Below are 18818 nucleotides of genomic sequence, written 5' to 3'. Positions count from 1 at the left end.
GGTCAGGCGTAGCCGGGGACCATCACCCCGGCGAGGCGCAGGTGCGGACCGGCCAGCTCCCGCTCACCCTGGCGCTGGAGTGTCCGACCCAGCAGCAGGCGGGCGTAGGCGTCGTCCGGGGTCTCCTCCACCAGCGCCTCCAACCCCCGTCGGGCCCGGTTGAGCTGTGCGGACCGGTAGTGGGCGCGGGCCGCGAGCAACCGCACGTTGCGGTCCGCGGCATGCTCGTCGAGCATCGGCCGCAAAAGCGCGAGCGCACCGAGGGGGTCTCCCGCGCCCAGCAGGGACTCTGCCTGGCGGAAGCGCTCGACCTCCTCGGGCAGGGCCCGGGGGGCGTACTCCGCGGCGGCGGCCAGGAACTCCCGGATCTCCTCGGGATGCCGGGCGCCCTCCAGCGCGCGACCGTTGGCCACGAACGTCGGGGAGGTGCGCACGCCGAGCGCCCTGCCGCGCAGGACGAGGTCCCTCACCCCCTCCTCCCCCTCCCCCGCGAGGAGGAGGCGTCCGCCTTCCCGGAATCCCGCCGCAAGGGCGATCCGGTCGAGGACCGGGGCGGACCCGATGTCGTCGCCCGCCACGAAGTGGGCGTGGAGCACCCCCTCCACCACGGCGTCCTGGAGCGCGGCACCCCCTGCCTCACCGGCGAGCATGACGAGCCTGTGGGCGTCGTGGCTGCTGACTCGCCAGGTGGCGCCCCAGCGGGGTCCGAGCCCCTCGGCCGCCGCCACCTCGGCGACCCGGACCCGGTTCTCCGCCGGGGTGAGCCCTGGGGCGCAGGCCCGGAGAGCGGTGTCCACGAAGGGGTCGCGCAGAAGCGCGTCCAGGGGCTCGGCGACGGCGGGGGCCGAGGGATCGATCCGGTACGGACGCCACACGACCTCCGGGGCCTCCGTCCCGGGCATGCCTTCGAGGGCCTGCTCCAGGCGTCGCTTGCCGATGTACATCCACGGGCAGACCACGTCTGCCCAGATCTCGATCCTCATGCGGGCACACTAATCGACAGTTGTTGTTTAAGCAACAGGTGTCTATCAAGCGTCGCATGTCCTAGCCTGGTCCGGTGAACCTCGACGACCCGCGCGCCCGCCGCACCCGTGACCGGCTCCGTGCCGCCCTCCTCTCCCTGGCCACCGAACGGGAGCTCAACGACGTGACGATGTCCGCCGTGGCGCGGCACGCCGAGGTGAACCGGGCGACCGCGTACCAGCACTACGCCGACCTGGACGCCCTGATCGCCGACGCCATGGACGACGCCGTCGCGCACGTGGCGCGGTGCGCGGCGCTGTGCCCGCTCGACGCCCCGCGCGGCTTGGCTCCGGAACCCCTGGTGGACCTGTTCACGCACGTGTCCGAGAACGCCGTCCTGTACCGGCGGATGCTGTCCGACCAGGGGAGCCCCCGGTTCGCGAACCGGTTGCGGGAACGCCTCGCCGAGGCGCTGGCCGCGCGCTTCGCGACGGGGGCCAGACCCGCCGGGTTCGACGGCGTCCCGGTTCGCACGCACGCCGCGTACCTGGCCGGAGCACTGGTCGGCGTGATCGCCGACGGGGTCCGCCCCGGGGCCGGGAACACAGGAGCGGGGCCGGAGGACGTGCCCACCAAGGAGAAACCCGCCGGCCTCGCGCACGGGCCGGGCGCGGCCGACGGGGCGGACTCCCTGGCGCTGGCCACCTGGCGGCTGCTGCGCGGCTGAGGCCCGGAAACAGCCCCTCCTGGGCCGCGCCCGTGCCCGCCCGGCCCCGCCGCCCCTCAGGCAGCGGTGTGGTAGATGTTCTGCGCCCGGCCCAGGCCGTCCCGGAGCACGGTGCGCACCGCGTCGGCGGCCCGGTCGACGTTCAGGTCCAGTTCGGCGCGCTCGGTCGAGGAGAAGTCCTTGAGCACGTACGCGGCCGGGTCCATGCGGCCCGGCGGCCGGCCCACTCCGAACCGCACCCGGACGTACTCCGGGCTGGACAGGGACGCCGTCATCGACTTGAGACCGTTGTGCCCGCCGGGCCCGCCGCCCTTCTTGAGCTTGAGCGCGCCGAAGTCGACGTCCATCTCGTCGTGCACCACGACGATCCGTTCGACCGGCACCTTGTAGAACCTCGCCAGTCCGGCCACCGGGCCGCCCGACAGGTTCATGAAGGTCCGGGGCTTGGCCAGCACCACGGGCACACCCTCCAGGCGCGTCTCCACCACCTCGGCGTGCGCCTTGTGCGCCTTCCAGCGCTCGCCCCCGGCGAGCGCCTCCACCACCAGGAAACCGGCGTTGTGCCGGTTGCCCGCGTACTTGGGGCCGGGGTTGCCCAACCCCACGACGAGCCAGCGCTCGGCCTCGCCCATGTCCTCGCTCCCCCCGTCGCCACCCTCGGCTTGCTTCCTGCCCGACAACGCCCTCAACCAGGTCCACATGGAGCACGACCCTACCGATACGGCGAACGCGCGGCCCCCGGTGGGAACCGCGCGTTCGTCGAGATCCGTGGATCGCACACCGCCCTACTCGGCGGTGGTGTCCTCTGCGGACACGGCGGCCTCGGTGCTGGTCTCCGGCTCCTCCTCCACGCGGGGCGCGGAGACGGTCAGCAGGAGGTACTCGGGGTCGGTGACCAGCGTGGCGCCCGCGGGCAGCTTCAGGTCGCCGGCGGTCGGGTTGGCGCCGACCTCCAGGCCTTCGATGTCGAACTCGACACCGGTGGGGATGTTGGTGGCCTCAGCCTCGACGGTCACGGTGACGAGCTCCTGGTTGAGCACACCCGGGGCCTTGACCTCACCGGTCAGGTTCACCGAGATCTCAACCTCGACCTTCTCGCCCTTGGACACGACCAGGAGGTCGATGTGCTCAAGGAAGCCCTTGATGGCGTCGCGCTGCACACTCTTGGGCAGGGCGAGGTTGTCCTTGTCCAGGCCTTCGAGGCGGATCAGGACGTTCGGGGTCTTCAGGGCGAGCATGAGCTCGTGGCCCGGCAGGTTCAGGTGGCGGGGCTCGGTGCCGTGGCCGTAGAGGACGGCCGGCACCTTACCCGCGCGGCGGGCGCGACGGGAGGCGCCCTTGCCGAATTCCGTGCGGGGCTCGGCAGCGATACGTACCTCGGACACGACAAAACTCCTCGGGTTCAACCCCGCAGCACGGGGAACACGACTCCAGTAGTACGAACGATTCTCGCCCTCGGCGGAGAATGCGGCGGGGTCTCCCCTCAGGCAGGGGACGCGACCGCCCTGGTTCCAGGCGTGCCCGGCGAGCCGTCACCGGACCCGTCCGGCCCGGGAACGCTCGTCGCGCACCCCTGCCCGCGCTTCCATGCGAAGCCGAACACGACTCCACCTGGGCACGGGGACACTCGGTCAAGTCTACTGGCTTCGCTGACGACTCAGAACACGCCCCGTCGGCTGCCGCCCCCCGAACCGGGAGGCCGTCAACGGGGCGCGCGGAACATGGTGAGAACTTGGTACCGGCCTACTCGAACAGGCTCGTGACCGAGCCGTCCGTGAAGACCTCGCTGATGGCGCGGGCCACCAGCGGGGCGATCGAGAGCTGGGTCAGCTTCTCGAAGGCGCGCTCCTCGGGCACGGGGAGCGTGTTGGTGATGATCACCTCGGAGATCCGCGAGCTCTGGAGGCGCTCGGCCGCGGGGCCGGACAGCACGCCGTGCGTGGCGGCCACGATGACCGCCTTGGCGCCCTGCTCGAACAGCGCCTCGGAGGCCTTCACGATGGTGCCGCCGGTGTCGATCATGTCGTCCACCAGGACGCAGACGCGGTCCTTGACCGTGCCGACGACCTCGTGGACCTTGACCTGGTTGGCGACGTCCGGGTCGCGCCGCTTGTGGATGATCGCCAGCGGGGCGCCCAGCCGGTCCGCCCAGCGGTCGGCGGTCCGCACGCGGCCCGCGTCCGGGGAGACCACGGTGATCTCGGAGCGCTCGACCTGGCTGGCCACGTGGTCGGCCAGGATCGGAAGCGCGAAGAGGTGGTCGACCGGGCCGTCGAAGAAGCCCTGGATCTGGTCCGTGTGCAGGTCGACGGCCATCATCCGGTCCGCTCCCGCGGTCCGGAACAGGTCGGTGACCAGACGCGCGGAGATGGGCTCGCGTCCGCGGTGCTTCTTGTCCTGGCGTGCGTAGCCCAGGATCGGCGTGACCACGGTGATCCGCTTGGCGGACGCGCGCTTGAGCGCGTCCACCATGATCAGCTGCTCCATGATCGACTCGTTGACCGGGTCGGCGTGGCTCTGGATGACGAACGCGTCGCAGCCGCGGACCGACTCCAGGTACCGCATGAAGATCTCACCGTTGGCGAAGGTGTCGAACCGGGTGGGGACCACCTCGATCCCCAGCTCCTTGGCTACCTCCTCGGCCAGCTCCGGGTGCGTACGCCCCGAGAACAGCATCAGGTTCTTCTGGCCGGTGGCCTTCATGCCGGTCACGTGTTTCTCCCCCACAGTCACTGCTTGTCGTCGGCTCTGTGCCGATCGGCCTTGTCCGCCGCCTCGGCGGAGGGTGTCCCCGGGCGCTTGCGCCGGGTCCAGCCCTCGACGTTGCGCTGGCGGTGCCCCTCGGAGATCGCCAGCGCGCCGGGCGGAACGTCGTCCCTGATCACGGTCCCCGCGCCGGAGTAGGCGCCGTCTCCCACGTGCACGGGCGCGACGAAGGTGTTGTCGCTGCCGAGCCGCACGTGGTCGCCGATGACGCTCCGGTGCTTGTCGACCCCGTCGTAGTTGACGAACACCGAGGAGCAGCCGATGTTGCTGCCCACGCCGATGTCCGCGTCCCCGACGTAGGTCAGGTGCGGGATCTTGGATCCGGCGCCGATGTTCGAGTTCTTGATCTCGACGAAGGCACCGGCCTTGGCCCGCCCGGCCAGGCGGGTGCCCGGCCGGAGGAAGGTGTAGGGGCCCACGGTGGCCCCCGGTCCGACCTCGGCCCTGTCCGCGGTGGTCTCGCGTACCTCGGCACCCTCTCCGACGACCGTGTCCCGCAGGTCCGCGCGGGGGCCGACGACGGCGTCCTCACCGATGACGGTGGCGCCGAGCAGGCGGGTGCCGGGCTCGATCACGGCGTCGCGTCCGATCCGGACCTGCGCGTCCACCCACGTGGACGCGGGGTCCACGACGGTGACCCCCGCGAGCATGTGCCCGGCGAGGAGGCGGTCGTTGAGGACGCGGCGGGCCTCGGAGAGCTGGACGCGGTTGTTGACGCCCTGGACCTCGTGCCAGTCCTCGGCGATCCAGGCACCGACCAGATGGCCGTCGCCGCGCAGCAGCGCGACCGCGTCGGTGATGTACTCCTCGCCCTTGGCGTTGTCCGTGGACAGGCGCTGGACGATCTCGGTCAGGAGCGCGCCGTCGAACGCGTACATGCCCGAGTTGATCTCGTCGATCGCGTGCTGCCCGGGCGTGGCGTCGGCGTGCTCGACGATCCCCGTGAAGTCGCCGCCCTCGTCCCGGACGATGCGTCCGTAGCCGTGGGGGTCGGGGACGCGGGCGGACAGCACCGTGACGGCGTTGCCCTCCTTGTCGTGGGCCGCGACCAGCTCGGAGAGCGTGGAGCCGCGCAGGAGCGGGGTGTCACCGCAGGTCAGGACGACGGTACCGGAGAGTTTGGTGCCCTTGGCGGCCAGGTCCTCGACGGCCATGCGCACCGCGTGGCCCGTGCCGTTCTGTTCTTCCTGGACAGCCGTGGCGGCCTCGGGGGCGACCTCGGCCAGGTGTGCTCTCACCCGGTCCCGGGCGTGGCCGACGACCACGACCGAGTGGTGAGGGTCCAGTTCGCCCGCGGCCGCCAGAACGTGGCCGAGCATGCTGCGGCCGTTGAGTTCGTGGAGGACCTTGGGAAGCTTCGACTTCATTCGGGTGCCCTCGCCCGCCGCAAGGACGATGACGGCAGCCGGACGGTTCACGCTCACTGGAGGAGACCCCTCGTGATAGCTGGCATTGAACTGTCGGCTCACCCTTCGGCGGCTCGACCCGCGTGCCGCGCGGGCGGCCGTCGGATGATCCAGCGGCCGACATGGGAAGGATACATGCGCGTCACAGCCTCCCAACGGGCACGTGACGCCGGGGTGGAGAACCGCACCCGGGGCACGCCTGTGGCGTTGGGTTCCGGTGCGTTCTGTGAGATGCGCCGCGCCGCGCGTCCGGGCCCGGACGCGGGCGCGCCGCAGGTGGCGGGGTTCCTGCTCCGGGGTCCGCGCGGTGCCGGTCCCGGACCGCGGGAGGCGTCGCGCGCGAAAGAGGACCGGGGTCTGGCGGGACGCGGTCGCGGAGACGGTCGGTCGGCTCCCGGACCAGGGCTCGAACCTGGACGATGGGGACCAAAACCCCACATGCTGCCGATTACATCATCCGGGAAGGCAGCGGGCACGAACGCGTCGCACCCGTACGCCAGGCACCAACATAGCGCCTCCGGTGGAGGGGTTGCCAAACCTACGGGGTCGTAGGTTACGGTTACGTAGGAATAGGTTGGGCCGTCACGACAGGTGCTCCGCGCCTTTCGGACACCGTCCCTACCGTGACGACGCTGCCATGACGACGAGGTGTGCAAGACCATGACCGCTGCTCCTGAGCTGCCGACCGAGAACGCCGAGAGGAAACGCGAGGTGATTCCCGAGTACGAGCCGGAACTACGGGGCCGGGCCGAACGCTTCACGGTCTTCGCGTTCGTCTTCATCCCGCTGATCGCGCTGCTCGCGTCCGTCCCGTTCTTCTGGGGATGGGGCCTGAGCCTCACCGACATCGCCATCGCCACGGTCTTCTACGCCATCAGCGGCCTGGGCATCACGGTCGGGTTCCACCGCCACTTCACGCACGGCTCCTTCAAGGCCAACCGGCCCCTGCGCATCGCGCTCGCGATCGCCGGCTCGATGGCCATCGAGGGCAGCGTCATCAAGTGGGTGGCCGACCACCGCCGCCACCACAAGTACTCCGACGCCGAGGGCGACCCGCACTCGCCGTGGCGCTTCGGCGACGACTGGAAGTCCGTCGCCAAGGGCCTGTACTACGCCCACATGGCGTGGATGTACCTGGACGAGAAGAAGACCTCGCCGCGCCGCTTCACCCCGGACCTGCTCAAGGACAAGGACGTCGTCCTCGTCGACAAGCTGTTCCTGCCGATCGTGCTCTTCTCCCTCGGCGCCCCCGCCCTCATCGGCGGCCTCGTGACCATGTCCTGGTGGGGCGCGCTCACCGCGTTCTTCTGGGCGAGCCTGGTCCGCGTGGCCCTGCTGCACCACGTCACCTGGTCCATCAACTCCATCTGCCACACCATCGGCGAGGAGAACTTCGAGGTGCGCGACCGCTCCCGCAACGTGTGGTGGCTCGCCATCCCCTCGTTCGGTGAGTCCTGGCACAACCTGCACCACGCCGACCCGACCTGCGCGCGCCACGGGGTGTTCAAGGGCCAGATCGACATCTCCGCCCGCGTGATCTGGGCGTTCGAGAAGCTCGGCTGGGCCACGAAGGTCCGCTGGCCCAACAACGAACGGCTCGCCGCCAAACGGGTCAAGGTCTAGGATCAGTAGCCAACATGGGAGCAGCCGACAGCGAGCAGAAAACCCGTGTGCGCCGCAAGCGCATGACGGGCAAGGAGCGCCGACAACAGCTGCTGGAGATCGGTCGGGAGCTGTTCGCCGAACGCGGGTTCGACGCGACCTCCGTTGAGGAGATCGCCGCGCGGGCCGGAGTGTCCAAGCCCGTCGTGTACGAGCACTTCGGCGGCAAGGAGGGCATCTACGCGGTCGTGGTCGACCGTGAGATGCGCACCCTCCTGGACATGATGGGCGAGGCCCTCACCGCCGACAGCGCGCGGGGCAAGATCGAGAAGGCGGCCCTGGGCCTGCTGCGCTACGTGGAGGAGAACACGGTGGGGTTCCGGGTACTGACCCGTGACTCCCACGTGGCCTCCGGCACGGGTAGTTTCGCCAGCCTGATCAACGACATCGCCAGCCAGGTCGAACACATCATGGTGGACGAGTTCACCGAACGCGGCTACGACCCGGCGCTCGCCCCGATGTACGCGCAGGCCCTGGTGGGCATGTGGGCGCTGACCGGGCAGTGGTGGCTGGAGGTGCGCAGGCCCAAGCGCGAGGTGGTCGCGGCGCACCTGGTCAACCTCGCGTGGAACGGGCTCGCGAGCCTGGAGCTCAAACCGGGGTTGCAGACGAGACGGCGCGGATCGGCCTGATGTCCGGCCCCGCCCTCCGCACGTCGGAAGGGGCGGGGCCGCGTCGGCCCGCCGTCCGCGCGACGCCCGCCGGACGGCGGCGGTCCGTCGGCGGCAGGGATGTTCGGCATACCGCCCCCACTATCTTGATGTCAAGAGATAGGCTGTCCTCATGCGCGATGAGGTGGATGGGCTGATCGAGGCGTGGCGCTCCGAACGCCCGGACGTGGACGTGACACCCCTGGAGGTGTTCAGCCGCGTGTCCAGGCTCGCACGCCACCTGGACCGCGCCCGGCGCACGGTCTTCACCGAGCACGCGCTGGAACCCTGGGAGTTCGACGTGCTCGCCGAACTGCGGCGCTCAGGCCCCCCGTACGAGCTGAGTCCCGGCCGGCTGCTGCGCGCCACCCTGGTGACGTCGGGGACCATGACCAACCGGGTGGACCGGCTGGCCGCCGCCGGGCTGGTCAAACGCCGCCCCGACCCCGACGACAAGCGCGGAGTCCTGGTCCGGCTCACCGAACGCGGCGCCGAGCGCATCGACGCGGCCCTGGAGTCCCTCCTCAGCTACGAGGAGACCCTCCTCTCCCCGATGCCCGACGGCGACCGGGAACAGCTGGCATCGTTACTGAGATGCCTTCTGGCCCCCCTCGACAGGGACCCGTTGCGGCCGCAAAGCTAGTCGCGGCCGCGAAGTAGTGGCCCAGCGGCCTCCGACTCTCACCGGGACCGCTGCCGGGCGCGCACCACATTCCGGGCTTCGGTTGGAGAACACAGAGTGAGAATCCGGTGGATGGCCGCGGCAGCCGCGGCCGTGTTGGCTACGGGATGCGCCGGTGGCGACGGCGCCGAACCGAGCACCACGCAGAGTTACTACCTCTCCCTGGGTGACTCGTTGACCGTGGGCATCCAGCCCGACGGGAACGGGACGCCCCAGGAGACCTCGGACGGGTACACGGACATCCTGTACCGCACCCTCTACGACGCCGACTCCACGCTCCAGCACGAGCGCATGGGCTGCGGCGGGGAGGACACCACGAGCTTCCTCGGAGGCGGCATCCCCCACTGCGACGAGCAGTACGGGGGCACGTCGCAGATCGAGGCGGCCGAGGACTTCCTGTCCGGGCACGAGGGCCGGGTCGGCCTGGTCACCCTCACCATCGGCGGGAACAACTTCACCGGCTGCGTCACGGGGCTGGACGGCGGCGCGGGACCCACGGTGGACACCGCGTGCGTGGACGACGGGCTGGAGCGCGTCGAGTCGGAGATCCCCGAGATCGCGAACCGGCTGCGGACGGCCGCGGGCCCCGGCACCAGGATCGTCGCCATGACGTACTACAACCCGTTCCTGGCGGCGCAGCTGCTCGGCGACGGGGCGGAGGCCTCCGAGGAACCCGGCGACTCCGACGGCCCGGCCCCGCCGGAGGACGGTCCGCGCCTGGGTGAGGCCGAGGGCGAACTGCCCTTCGACGCCGGCCTGGTCGGCTACGCCACCGACGTCCTGGAGCAGTTGAACGAGTCGCTGCGCTCGGGCTTCGCCGCAGAGGACATCGCCGTCGCCGACGTGGAGTCGGCCTTCGGGTCGCTGGACGGCGAGGTCCCGGCCGACAGCGCCACGGGCCTGCCCTCGAACCTCCAGAACGTGTGCGACCTCACCTGGATGTGCAACACGGACCAGGGACCGGACATCCACACCAACCAGGCGGGCGCGCGGGTGATCGCGGCCGCCTTCGAGGAACTGGCCCGCTGACCCCGGCCCGGGTCCGGCACCGCGGGGGAAGGTCCGGCCCGCCCCGGGACAGGTCCGACGCCGCCGGCGAGCTCTCCCGTGGGGTCATCCCACCCCCGGACTCGACCTGGCCCGTGGCGGGTGACATGGTGGCCTGATGCCTTCCGGTTCCCCCACGTGAAGGACCCGGCGGGTCCCGGGGAGAGCGACGAGCCGCGTCCGCTCCCCGCACGGCCCCCGGGCACGTACCTGTAGCCGACCCGGGTGGGAGAAGAGAGTGCGAATCCGCTGGATCGCGGCAACGGCCGCGGCGGTACTGGCCGCGGGATGCTCGGGCACCGACGGCGGAGGGGCCTCGGACCCGGCGCCCTCCGGAGCCGAGGGGGGCTACTACCTGTCGCTGGGCGACTCGCTGGCCGTGGGCGTGCAGCCCGACGAGGACGGGTCTCCCAGAGAGACCGAGGAGGGGTACACGGACGTCCTGTACCGCACCCTGCTCGAAGAGGACCCCGACCTCGAACACGAGCGGATGGGCTGCGCGGGCGAGGACACGTCCACGTTCCTGGAGGGCGGCCTGCCCCGCTGCGAGGAGCGCTACGACGACGGCGAGCAGCTCCAGGCCGCGGAGGACTTCCTGGCGGACCACGAGGGGGAGGTGGACCTGGTGACCCTCACCATCGGGGCGAACAACTTCACCCGCTGCGTACAGGGGGTGAACGCGGCGGACGGCCGGGCGGACAGCTCCGAGGACATCGACATCGACGCGGGGTGTGTGGCCGACGGCCTCGAACGGCTGGAGGAGGAGGTCCCCGAGATCGCGGAGCGGCTGCGCACCGCGGCCGGTCCGGACACCCGGATCGTCGCGATGACGTACTACAACCCGTTCCTGGCCTTCCTCCTCCTGGACGACGACCCCGCCGGTCAGGCGGCCGCGTCCGCGGAGGAGGCCGAGGAGGCCTTCCCCGAGCAGGATGCCAGGGGCGGGCTCGCCGAGGAGGCGGTGGAGATCCTCACCGAGGTCAACGGAACGCTCACCGAGGCCTACGAGGCCGAGGGCATCGACGTCGCCGACGTGGACTCCGTCTTCCAGGCCACCAACCAGGAGGTCCCCGAGGACAGCGAGACGGGCATGCCCGCGAACCTCCAGAACGTGTGCGACCTCACCTGGATGTGCGACGCGGAGCGGGGACCGGACATCCACCCCAACGAGGAGGGCGCTCGGGAGATCGCCTCCGTCTTCGCCGAGGAGGTGCGCTGAGGGGCACCCCCCGGCGACGGGAGGGGCCGCGCGACACGGCCCCTCCCCCGGCCCGGTCCCGAACGGTGCGGGGCGCCGGGGGCGGCGCTCCCGAGCGTTCCGGGTACGGGGCTACGCCGCCCGGCCGGGAAGTGACTTCTCGATGAGCTCGACGACCTCGGGGGCGTCGGGGACCGTGGTGGGGCGGAAGCGGTGGACGGTGTTGTCCGGCAGCACCAGGAACTTCTCGAAGTTCCACTTCACCTTCCCCGCGTTGCCCTCGGCGTCGGGAACCCCGGTGAGCTCGGTGTAGAGGGGGTGCTGGCCCTTCCCGTTGACCTTCACCTTCTCCGTCATCGGGAAGGTGACGCCCCAGGTCATCGAGCAGTACTCGGCGATCTTGTCCTCACCGCCGAACTCCTGGAGGAACTGGTTGCTGGGGAAGCCGAGCACCGTGAAGCCCCGGTCGGAGTAGCGCTTCTGGAGCTCCTCCAGCGCGCCGTACTGGGGGGTGAGGCCGCAGCGGGAGGCGACGTTCACCACCAGTCGCACCTGCCCGGACCACTCACCGAAGGTGGTCTCTCGGCCGTCGATCAGGGTCACCGGGATCTGGTCCAGGTCGGCCATGGGGTTCTCCTCTGTGCTCGGAACACTGCTACACGCCCTGTGCGCAGCCTACGGGCGGCCGTCCGGGCACAGATGCCCGGGCGGCCGCCCGTGGAGAGCACGTCCCGGAGGGGACCCGTGTTCAGTCGCCGATCAGCTCGGCCTGCTCCAGCCAGACCATCTCCAGCTCGCCGTTCTCCGTCGCCAGGGCCTTGGCCTCGGCGTCCAGTTCGGCGAGCCTGGTGTAGTCGTTGCCGGCGGCGGCCATCAGCTCGTGCAGCTCCGCCTCGCGCTTGGCGATCTTGTCCATGCGGCGCTCGACGCGCTGCATCTCCTTCTGGGCGGCGCGGCGGTCCGCCTGGGACATGGCGGACACCGCGGGCTGTTCCGGGGCGGCCCCGACGGCCGCGGACTCGGAGGCGCCGAGGGGCACGGTGGCATCCCCCGCGGTCGCGGCGCGGCGCTCCAGGTACTCGTCGACCCCTCCGGGCAGCCACGCGAGACTGCCGTCCCCCATGAGGGCGAGCACCCGGTCGGTGATGCGCTCCAGGAAGTAGCGGTCGTGGCTGACCAGGACGAGCGAGCCCGGCCAGCCGTCGAGGAGGTCCTCCAGCTCGGTGAGGGTCTCGATGTCCAGGTCGTTGGTGGGCTCGTCCAGCAGCAGCACGTTGGGTTCGTCCATGAGCAGGCGCAGGAGCTGGAGGCGGCGGCGCTCACCGCCGGACAGGTCCCCGATCGGCGTCCACTGCCGGTCCCCCCGGAAACCGAAGCGCTCCAGCATCTGGCTCGCTGTGTAGTCGCGCTTGCCGATGGTGATGTGCTCGCGGACCTCCATGACGGCCTGCAGCGGGCGCGCCTTGGGGTCGAGTTCGACGACGTTCTGCGACAGGTGGGCGAGCTTGACGGTGCGGCCGGTGCGCACGCTGCCCGAGTCGGGTGCGCGCTCCTCGGCGAGGATCTTGAGAAGCGTGGACTTGCCGGCGCCGTTCACCCCCACCAGGCCGACCCGGTCGCCGGGGCCCAGCTGCCAGGTGAGGTGGTCCAGGAGGGTGCGGTCGGGGATGGACACCGACACGTTCTTGAGGTCGACCACGGTCTTGCCCAGCCGGGAGCTGGCGAACCGCACCAGTTCGACGCTGTCGCGGAGAGGCGGTTCGTCGGCGATGAGCTGGTTGGCCGCCTCGATGCGGAACTTGGGCTTGGAGGTGCGGGCGGGGGCGCCGCGGCGCAGCCAGGCCAGTTCCTTGCGCATGAGGTTCTGGCGCCGCTCCTCTGAGGCGGCGGCCTGGCGGTCGCGTTCGGCCTTGGCCAGGACGTAGGCGGCGTAACCGCCTTCGTAGCGCTCGACGGCGCCGCGCCCGACCTCCCAGGTACGGGTGGTGACGGCGTCCAGGAACCAGCGGTCGTGTGTGACGACCACGAGCGCCTCGGGACGTCCGCGCAGGTGCGCGGCGAGCCAGGCGATGCCCTCGATGTCCAGGTGGTTGGTGGGCTCGTCGAGGACGATGAGGTCGTGGTCGCCGATCAGCAGCCGCGCCAGGCCGGAGCGGCGCCGCTCGCCACCGGAGAGCCCGGCCATGGGGGTGTCCAGGTCCCAGCCGCCGAGGAGTCCGCGCAGGACGTCGCGGATGCGGGAGTCGCCCGCCCACTCGTGCTCGGCCCGGTCGCCCAGCACGAACCCGCCGACGGTGGTGTCGGGGAAGGTGTCGCGCTGGTGCAGGAAGCCGATGCGCAGCCCGCGGTTGTGCACGACCCGACCCGAGTCGGGTTCGGTGGTGGCGGAGAGCACGGAGATCAGCGTGGACTTACCACCGCCGTTGCGGCCGACCACGCCGATGCGTTCGTTCTCGTCGACACCGAGCGACACCTTGTCGAGGAGTACGAGCGGCCCGTAGGCCAGGGACACGTCCTGAAGGTTGACCAGATTCGTCATCACCTTCCATTGTCCCGGCTCCGACCCAGTGCCCTGGACGCCCGCCCCCGGAGAAGGGGGACGCGCCCCGGGGAGGGCCCGTCCACGGGCCCCGTGGACGGGCCGCCCCTGTACGGGGAGTACCGCTCCCGCACGGGCGGGAGGGCGCCCGGGGCCGCACCACGCGGGGCCCCGGGCGCGTTCGCGCCGCCGGGCTCCCGTGCCCGGCCTACACCAGGAAGAAGTCCCTGGCGGCCTTGGCGACGCCCTCCGTGTCCAGGCCGTGCGCCCGGGCGTGCTGCTGGGGCGTGCCGTAGGCGCGCAGCTCCCGGTCGCGGGAGACCCCCAGCCCGAGCTGGCGGTGGCGCCGGTCGGCGAGGGCCGCGGAGATCTCGTGCGCGGAGGTTCCGGCCAGGTAGGGCTCGACCACGAGCACGTCGGCGTTGCCGGCCGCGCCGACCAGGGCGCTGAGCCCCGTGCGGTCGAACGGGCGCACGGTGGACGTGTAGGCCACGGTCACGTCGAGGCCTGCGGTGGCCTCCAGCACGCGGTCCAGCATCGGCCCGACCGCGACCACCACGCCCGCGGAGCGGGCCGTCCCCGTCCGCACCACCGACAGCCGGCCGCCCACGGGCAGGGGTGCCCGGTTCGAGGTGGCGGAGAGCCGCACGTACACGCGGTCCTCCCCGGGGATCGCGGCCTCCAGCGCGCCGCGCACCTCGTCGGGGTGGCCCGGTACGTGCACGGTCCACCCGGGGAGGGTGTCCAGCAGGGCGACGTCCCCGGGCGCCTGGTGGGTGCGCCCCTCCTCGGAGGCGTCGTAGGAGCCGCCGATGCTGACCAGGACCGCACCCACGTCCTGGTGGGCGAAGTCGAGCTTGACCTGCTCGAACGGGCGCTCGACCAGGAACGGCGCGTAGCTGTGCACGATCGGCCGCAGGCCGGTGAGGGCGAGGCCTCCGGCCACGCCGATCATGGCCTGTTCCCGGATGCCCACGTCGATCACCCGTCCCGGGTGGCGGGCCGCAGCGGAGCGGAACATGCCCGCGGAGATGGCGGCGAGGACGACCGCGACCCGCGGATCACGGTCCATGGCCTCGATGACTGTGGCGGCGAAGGTCTCGCGCATGGCCGTGTCTCCTGTACTCAGCTGGTCCGGACGCGGGCGACGACGACCAGCGGCCGTCCCGTGTGGGGCCGGGTGAGGGCCTCGTGGAGGGCGTCGTGGTCGCGTCCGGCGACGTCGCGCGCCACCCAGCCCTCCGTGGTGAACCGGGCACCGATGCCGCCGGGCCAGCCGTGGCTGCTGGAGGCGTTGTCCACGACGACGACGGTGAGGTTGTCCACGCCGAGCCTCCCGGCCACGGCGACGGCTTCGTGGTTGCTGCCCTCGTCGAGTTCTCCGTCGCCGATGAGCACCACCACGCGCGGTACGGAGCCGTCGGGGCGGCGGACGCCCTGGGCCCGCAGGCCGAGGGCGCTGCCCAGTCCGAGGGGGAGTCCGTGGCCGAGGGAGCCGCTGCCGATCTCGGCACCGGGCACGAGGACCCGGTCGGGGTGGTGTCCGAGCCGTGAGTCGAAGGCGGTCCAGCCGCGCAGCGCGGACACGTCCACGAACCCCTTGGCGGCGAGCACGGCGTAGAACGCGGCGGGCCCGTGGCCCTTGGACAGCAGGAAGCGGTCGCGGGCGGGGTCCTCGGCCGTCGCGGGGGTGACGGCCAGGACGCGGTCGTAGAGGACCCACACGACGTCGAGGGTGGAGTGGGCGGCACTGTTGTGCTTCTCGTCACCCTCCATGAGGCCGATGAGGGCCGGGAGGTCGGCGTAGCGGGACAAGGCGGGTGCGGTCGTCATGCCCACCAGTGTTCGACCTCAACTGTGGTTCAGGTCAACGGGAAGAAACCCCCACAGAAGGGGAGAAATGGGAGTGATTTACATCACAGGACGACGGCGCCGGGCACGTCTCCGTGGGCCGTCACCACCTGCTCGCACAACCCGCTGCCCTCCAGGGCAGCGACCACGGAGGCCTCGCGCTCGGCCACCACGGCACCGTCCTCCGGGCCCCCACCCACCAGGAAGGCACAGGTCGGCCCCGAGCCGGACACCAGGGCGCCCAGGGCGCCCGCGCCCCGGCCGACCCCGAGGGTCCGCTCCAGCTCCGGCAGGAGGGACAGTGCGGCCTCCTGGAGGTCGTTGGTGAGCGCCGCGCCGACGGCCGCCGGATCACCGAGCGCGAGCGCACCGGCCAGGGCGGGGTCCAGGCGGGGCTGGGGGGCGTCGGGGCGGATCCGGTCGTACTCGCCGAAGACCCGCGCAGTGGACAGGCCGTGCGGCGACAGGGCGAAGACCCAGCGGAAACGGCCCGGACTGGCCATCGGGGCGAGGACCTCCCCCCGCCCCGTCCCCACGGCCGTGGCGCCCACCACGGCGAAGGGGACGTCGCTGCCGAGTTGGGCCGCGCAGTCGAGGAGCTCCTCGCGCGACAGGCCGGTGCCCCAGAGCCGGTCACAGGCGACCAGGGCGGCAGCCGCGTCCGCGCTCCCCCCGGCCATGCCCCCCGCCACGGGGATGTTCTTGTCCAGGTGGACCGTGACGGGGGAGCCCCGCCCGGTCCGCTCCGCCACCAGGGCGACCGCGCGTGCGGCGAGGTTGCTCGCGTCCAGGGGCACGCGGGACAGGTGGGACCCCAGGCCGCCGTCGGCGGTCAGTCCCGCAAGGACGAAGGCGCCTCCGTCCAGGGGACTCGGCCGACGCGGCCGGGCCTCCTTGACGGTAACCTCATCGAACAGTGAGACGGCGTGGAACACGTTGACGAGGTCGTGGAACCCGTCCTCGCGTCCGGGCCCCACCGCCAACTGAAGGTTCACCTTCGCGGGGACCCGGACGGTTACGGTGGTATTTACGGTCACGAGTCCCCAATCGTAAAGGAACCCCCACCTTGCGTGAACACGTACCCCGCCAGGGGCGCCGGTGTGTTCACCCCCTCCCACCGGTGCGAACGTCATCGCCGGGAGGAATCGGGAACCAGGACCACGATCCGGGGATCGTCACCACTGTCATGTCAGTCACCGCCTGTCCCCAGAGCGGCCCCCTCGGGCCTCTGAGTGGGAATCAGGACACAAACACCGCTACCTTGGGGCAAGGCGGGGTTTGGACACCGTCGGGGAGGGTCGCTTGCCGTCGGATGGGCTCCCGAAGAACCTGGAACCGCTGGCCGCCGGAGATCCGGCCACCATCGGTCCCTATGTGCTGTCCGGGAAGCTGGGCAGCGGTGGCATGGGCACCGTCTACCTGGGCAGCATGTCGGAGAAGAACAACCAGGTAGCCATCAAGGTCATCCGCCCGGAACTCGCCTTCGACGAGGCGACACGGGCGCGTTTTCGCGACGAGATGGAGAACGCCCGCAAGGTCGCCTCCTTCTGCACCGCCAAGGTGCTCGACCACGGGACGTTCGAGAACCGTCCCTACATGGTCACCGAGTACATCGCGGGCACCGCCCTGGCCGAGCACATAGCCGAGAACGGCCCGCTGGACTCCTCCACCCTGCACGGCTTCGCGCTGGGCGTGGCCGCCGCGCTGGCCGCCATCCACCGCACCGGGCTGGTCCACCGCGACCTCAAGCCCGCGAACGTGCTGTTGTCGCTGTCCGGCCCCCGGGTGATCGACTTCGGCATCGCGCGCGCGATGAACACCGCCACGAACCACACCCAGACCGGCATCGTCATGGGCAGCCCCGGGTGGATGGCACCCGAGCAGCTGCTGGAGGAGCAGGTCACCACCTCGGCGGACATCTTCGCCTGGGGGTGCCTGGTGGCGTTCGCCGGCAACGGCACGCACCCCTTCGGCAACGGCGACGCCATGACGCTGGGCAAGCGGGTGCTGTTCGCCGAACCGCAGATCGGCAACCTGGTCAGCCCGCTGGACCGCTTGGTGACGCGAGCGCTGGCCAAGGAGCCGAACCGCCGCCCCACCGCGCAGGACCTCCTGTTGGAGCTGGCGGGCGGCGAGGACAGCAGCAACCCCAACGACATGGTGTCGCACGCGCTGCACCAGTCCTGGCGGCCCAACCTGCCGCCGATGCCGCCCGGCCCGCCCCCGGGGATGCACCCCCAGCAGGGCGGTCCCGGGCACCAGACCATGACGGGCATGCGGCACCAGGCGCCGGGCCAGTACCAGGCGGGCCCGCCCATGCCCCCGCCCGCGCACCAGACGGGGAACTTCCAGCACCCGCAGACCCCCGGCGGGCCGCCCCCCGGCTATCCGGCGGCAGGCCACCAGGCCGGGCCGCCCCCGGGCGCGCAGGCACAGCAGTCCCGACAGGCCGGGCCGCCCCCGGCGCAGCACCCGGCCTCGACCGGCCCCATCCCGATGGTGCCCCCCGCCGACCAGCAGCCGAGCCGCCCGGGGCCCCAACCGTACGTGCCCCCGGTGCCCCCTCCCCCGCACCAGCCCGCGGCGCCGAACCGGCGGCGGGGGCTGATCGTCGCGGTGGCGGTCGGCGCTGCGGTGCTCCTGGTGCTCGTGGTTCTCCTGGTGTCGTTGCTGATGAACATGGACCGTTCACCGTTCTCCGACGCGGACGGGGCCCCCTCGGCCACGAGCTCGGAGCCGGAGGAGGCTCCGTCCACGGACGACGGGGCCGACGACTCCATCCCGCCCGGCGCTCCCGGGGACCTGCCCGCGATGTCGGCGGACGGCACGGTCGAGTACCAGGTCAACTCCGTCACCTGCGGGTTGGAGGAGGTGGCGGGCCGGTCCGGGCTGCGCAGGGGCGAGTACTGCGTCGTGGACCTGGAGGTCACCAACCTCCTCAACGGCCAGCCCTTCGCCTTCGACAGCAAGGCGCAGCACCTGGTCACCGACTCGGAGTCGGAGATCGTCGCGGCGACCCCGTCCAGGAGCGAGCAGGAGAGGCCGCTGTGGGACGCAGAGGGCCTCTCCCCGGGCAACACGGCCTCGGGTGAGCTGGTGTTCATCCTCACCCCGGAGCAGGCCCCGGTCCAACTCCTGCTCAACAACACCGTCGACGGCGCACCGACCGAGATCGACATCCGGAACATGGTGAACTGAAGAAGCTCCGGCACCGACCGGCCTCACGCGACACGGACGGGCCCGGCACACACGCGCGGTGTGCCGGGCCCGTCCGTGTCGCGGGGCGTGGCCCTACCCAACAACCACACGATGGTGGCCGGGGGCGTG

General features: G+C 71.6%; 17 protein-coding genes. 7 read left to right on the top strand and 10 right to left on the bottom strand.

Going from position 1 to position 18818, the window contains the following annotated elements:
• Nucleotides 1–2 precede the first annotated feature (2 nt).
• Nucleotides 3–983 (bottom strand): DsbA family protein, encoded by a 981-nt coding sequence (locus ACFWTE_RS26780; RefSeq protein WP_378782688.1) that lies wholly within the window; start codon nucleotides 981–983, stop codon nucleotides 3–5.
• Between the two features lie 74 nt (nucleotides 984–1057).
• Between ACFWTE_RS26780 and ACFWTE_RS26775 the strand changes: the two genes are divergently transcribed.
• Nucleotides 1058–1690: a TetR/AcrR family transcriptional regulator gene (locus ACFWTE_RS26775; RefSeq protein WP_378782687.1), complete on the top strand. Its 633-nt coding sequence runs from the start codon at nucleotides 1058–1060 to the stop codon at nucleotides 1688–1690.
• A 56-nt stretch (nucleotides 1691–1746) separates the two neighbouring features.
• On the opposite strand, the gene pth is transcribed toward ACFWTE_RS26775, so the two are convergent.
• The 4 genes from pth to glmU form a co-directional block, all read right to left on the bottom strand.
• On the bottom strand, nucleotides 1747–2391 hold the full coding sequence (pth, locus tag ACFWTE_RS26770; protein WP_378782686.1) for an aminoacyl-tRNA hydrolase: 645 nt from the start codon (nucleotides 2389–2391) through the stop codon (nucleotides 1747–1749).
• Between the two features lie 84 nt (nucleotides 2392–2475).
• Nucleotides 2476–3075, bottom strand: a complete 600-nt coding sequence (locus ACFWTE_RS26765) for a 50S ribosomal protein L25/general stress protein Ctc (protein ID WP_378782685.1) — start codon at nucleotides 3073–3075, stop codon at nucleotides 2476–2478.
• Between the two features lie 358 nt (nucleotides 3076–3433).
• Nucleotides 3434–4402 (bottom strand): ribose-phosphate diphosphokinase, encoded by a 969-nt coding sequence (locus tag ACFWTE_RS26760; RefSeq protein ID WP_378782684.1) that lies wholly within the window; start codon nucleotides 4400–4402, stop codon nucleotides 3434–3436.
• 17 nt (nucleotides 4403–4419) lie between these two features.
• On the bottom strand, nucleotides 4420–5880 hold the full coding sequence (glmU, locus tag ACFWTE_RS26755) for a bifunctional UDP-N-acetylglucosamine diphosphorylase/glucosamine-1-phosphate N-acetyltransferase GlmU (protein ID WP_378782683.1): 1461 nt from the start codon (nucleotides 5878–5880) through the stop codon (nucleotides 4420–4422).
• A gap of 642 nt (nucleotides 5881–6522) precedes the next feature.
• Here glmU and ACFWTE_RS26750 point away from each other — a divergent pair.
• From ACFWTE_RS26750 to ACFWTE_RS26730, 5 genes are all read left to right on the top strand, one after another.
• Complete coding sequence (locus ACFWTE_RS26750) at nucleotides 6523–7485, top strand: acyl-CoA desaturase (RefSeq protein ID WP_378782682.1); 963 nt, start codon at nucleotides 6523–6525, stop codon at nucleotides 7483–7485.
• Between the two features lie 14 nt (nucleotides 7486–7499).
• Entirely contained in the window at nucleotides 7500–8156 is a 657-nt protein-coding gene (locus tag ACFWTE_RS26745) for a TetR family transcriptional regulator (protein WP_378782681.1), read from the top strand.
• 151 nt (nucleotides 8157–8307) lie between these two features.
• Nucleotides 8308–8817 carry a MarR family winged helix-turn-helix transcriptional regulator gene (locus ACFWTE_RS26740; protein ID WP_378782680.1) on the top strand — a complete coding sequence of 170 codons (510 nt, stop codon included), beginning with the start codon at nucleotides 8308–8310 and terminating at the stop codon, nucleotides 8815–8817.
• A gap of 111 nt (nucleotides 8818–8928) precedes the next feature.
• Nucleotides 8929–9885 (top strand): GDSL-type esterase/lipase family protein, encoded by a 957-nt coding sequence (locus ACFWTE_RS26735; RefSeq protein ID WP_378782679.1) that lies wholly within the window; start codon nucleotides 8929–8931, stop codon nucleotides 9883–9885.
• Between the two features lie 271 nt (nucleotides 9886–10156).
• On the top strand, nucleotides 10157–11122 hold the full coding sequence (locus ACFWTE_RS26730) for a GDSL-type esterase/lipase family protein (protein WP_378782689.1): 966 nt from the start codon (nucleotides 10157–10159) through the stop codon (nucleotides 11120–11122).
• 111 nt (nucleotides 11123–11233) lie between these two features.
• Here the strand turns inward: ACFWTE_RS26730 and ACFWTE_RS26725 are convergent, their stop codons facing one another.
• From ACFWTE_RS26725 to ACFWTE_RS26705, 5 genes are all read right to left on the bottom strand, one after another.
• Entirely contained in the window at nucleotides 11234–11728 is a 495-nt protein-coding gene (locus tag ACFWTE_RS26725; protein WP_378782678.1) for a glutathione peroxidase, read from the bottom strand.
• 121 nt (nucleotides 11729–11849) lie between these two features.
• The gene (locus tag ACFWTE_RS26720) at nucleotides 11850–13640 is read right to left on the bottom strand and encodes an ABC-F family ATP-binding cassette domain-containing protein (protein ID WP_378782677.1); all 1791 of its coding nucleotides are present in this window, start codon (nucleotides 13638–13640) and stop codon (nucleotides 11850–11852) included.
• 208 nt (nucleotides 13641–13848) lie between these two features.
• Complete coding sequence (locus tag ACFWTE_RS26715) at nucleotides 13849–14748, bottom strand: transketolase family protein (RefSeq protein ID WP_378782676.1); 900 nt, start codon at nucleotides 14746–14748, stop codon at nucleotides 13849–13851.
• Between the two features lie 17 nt (nucleotides 14749–14765).
• The gene (locus ACFWTE_RS26710) at nucleotides 14766–15473 is read right to left on the bottom strand and encodes a thiamine pyrophosphate-dependent enzyme (RefSeq protein ID WP_378782675.1); all 708 of its coding nucleotides are present in this window, start codon (nucleotides 15471–15473) and stop codon (nucleotides 14766–14768) included.
• 83 nt (nucleotides 15474–15556) lie between these two features.
• Nucleotides 15557–16528 (bottom strand): 4-(cytidine 5'-diphospho)-2-C-methyl-D-erythritol kinase, encoded by a 972-nt coding sequence (locus ACFWTE_RS26705; protein ID WP_378782674.1) that lies wholly within the window; start codon nucleotides 16526–16528, stop codon nucleotides 15557–15559.
• A gap of 265 nt (nucleotides 16529–16793) precedes the next feature.
• On the opposite strand from ACFWTE_RS26705, the gene ACFWTE_RS26700 reads away from it, so the two are divergent.
• Entirely contained in the window at nucleotides 16794–18689 is a 1896-nt protein-coding gene (locus ACFWTE_RS26700) for a protein kinase (RefSeq protein ID WP_378782673.1), read from the top strand.
• Nucleotides 18690–18818 lie beyond the last annotated feature (129 nt).

Source organism: Nocardiopsis sp. NPDC058631, from assembly GCF_042716955.1.
Taxonomy (GTDB): Bacteria; Actinomycetota; Actinomycetes; order Streptosporangiales; family Streptosporangiaceae; genus Nocardiopsis.
Note: the sequence above shows the minus strand (reverse complement) of the source record. Positions and strands in the feature narration are given on the sequence as shown.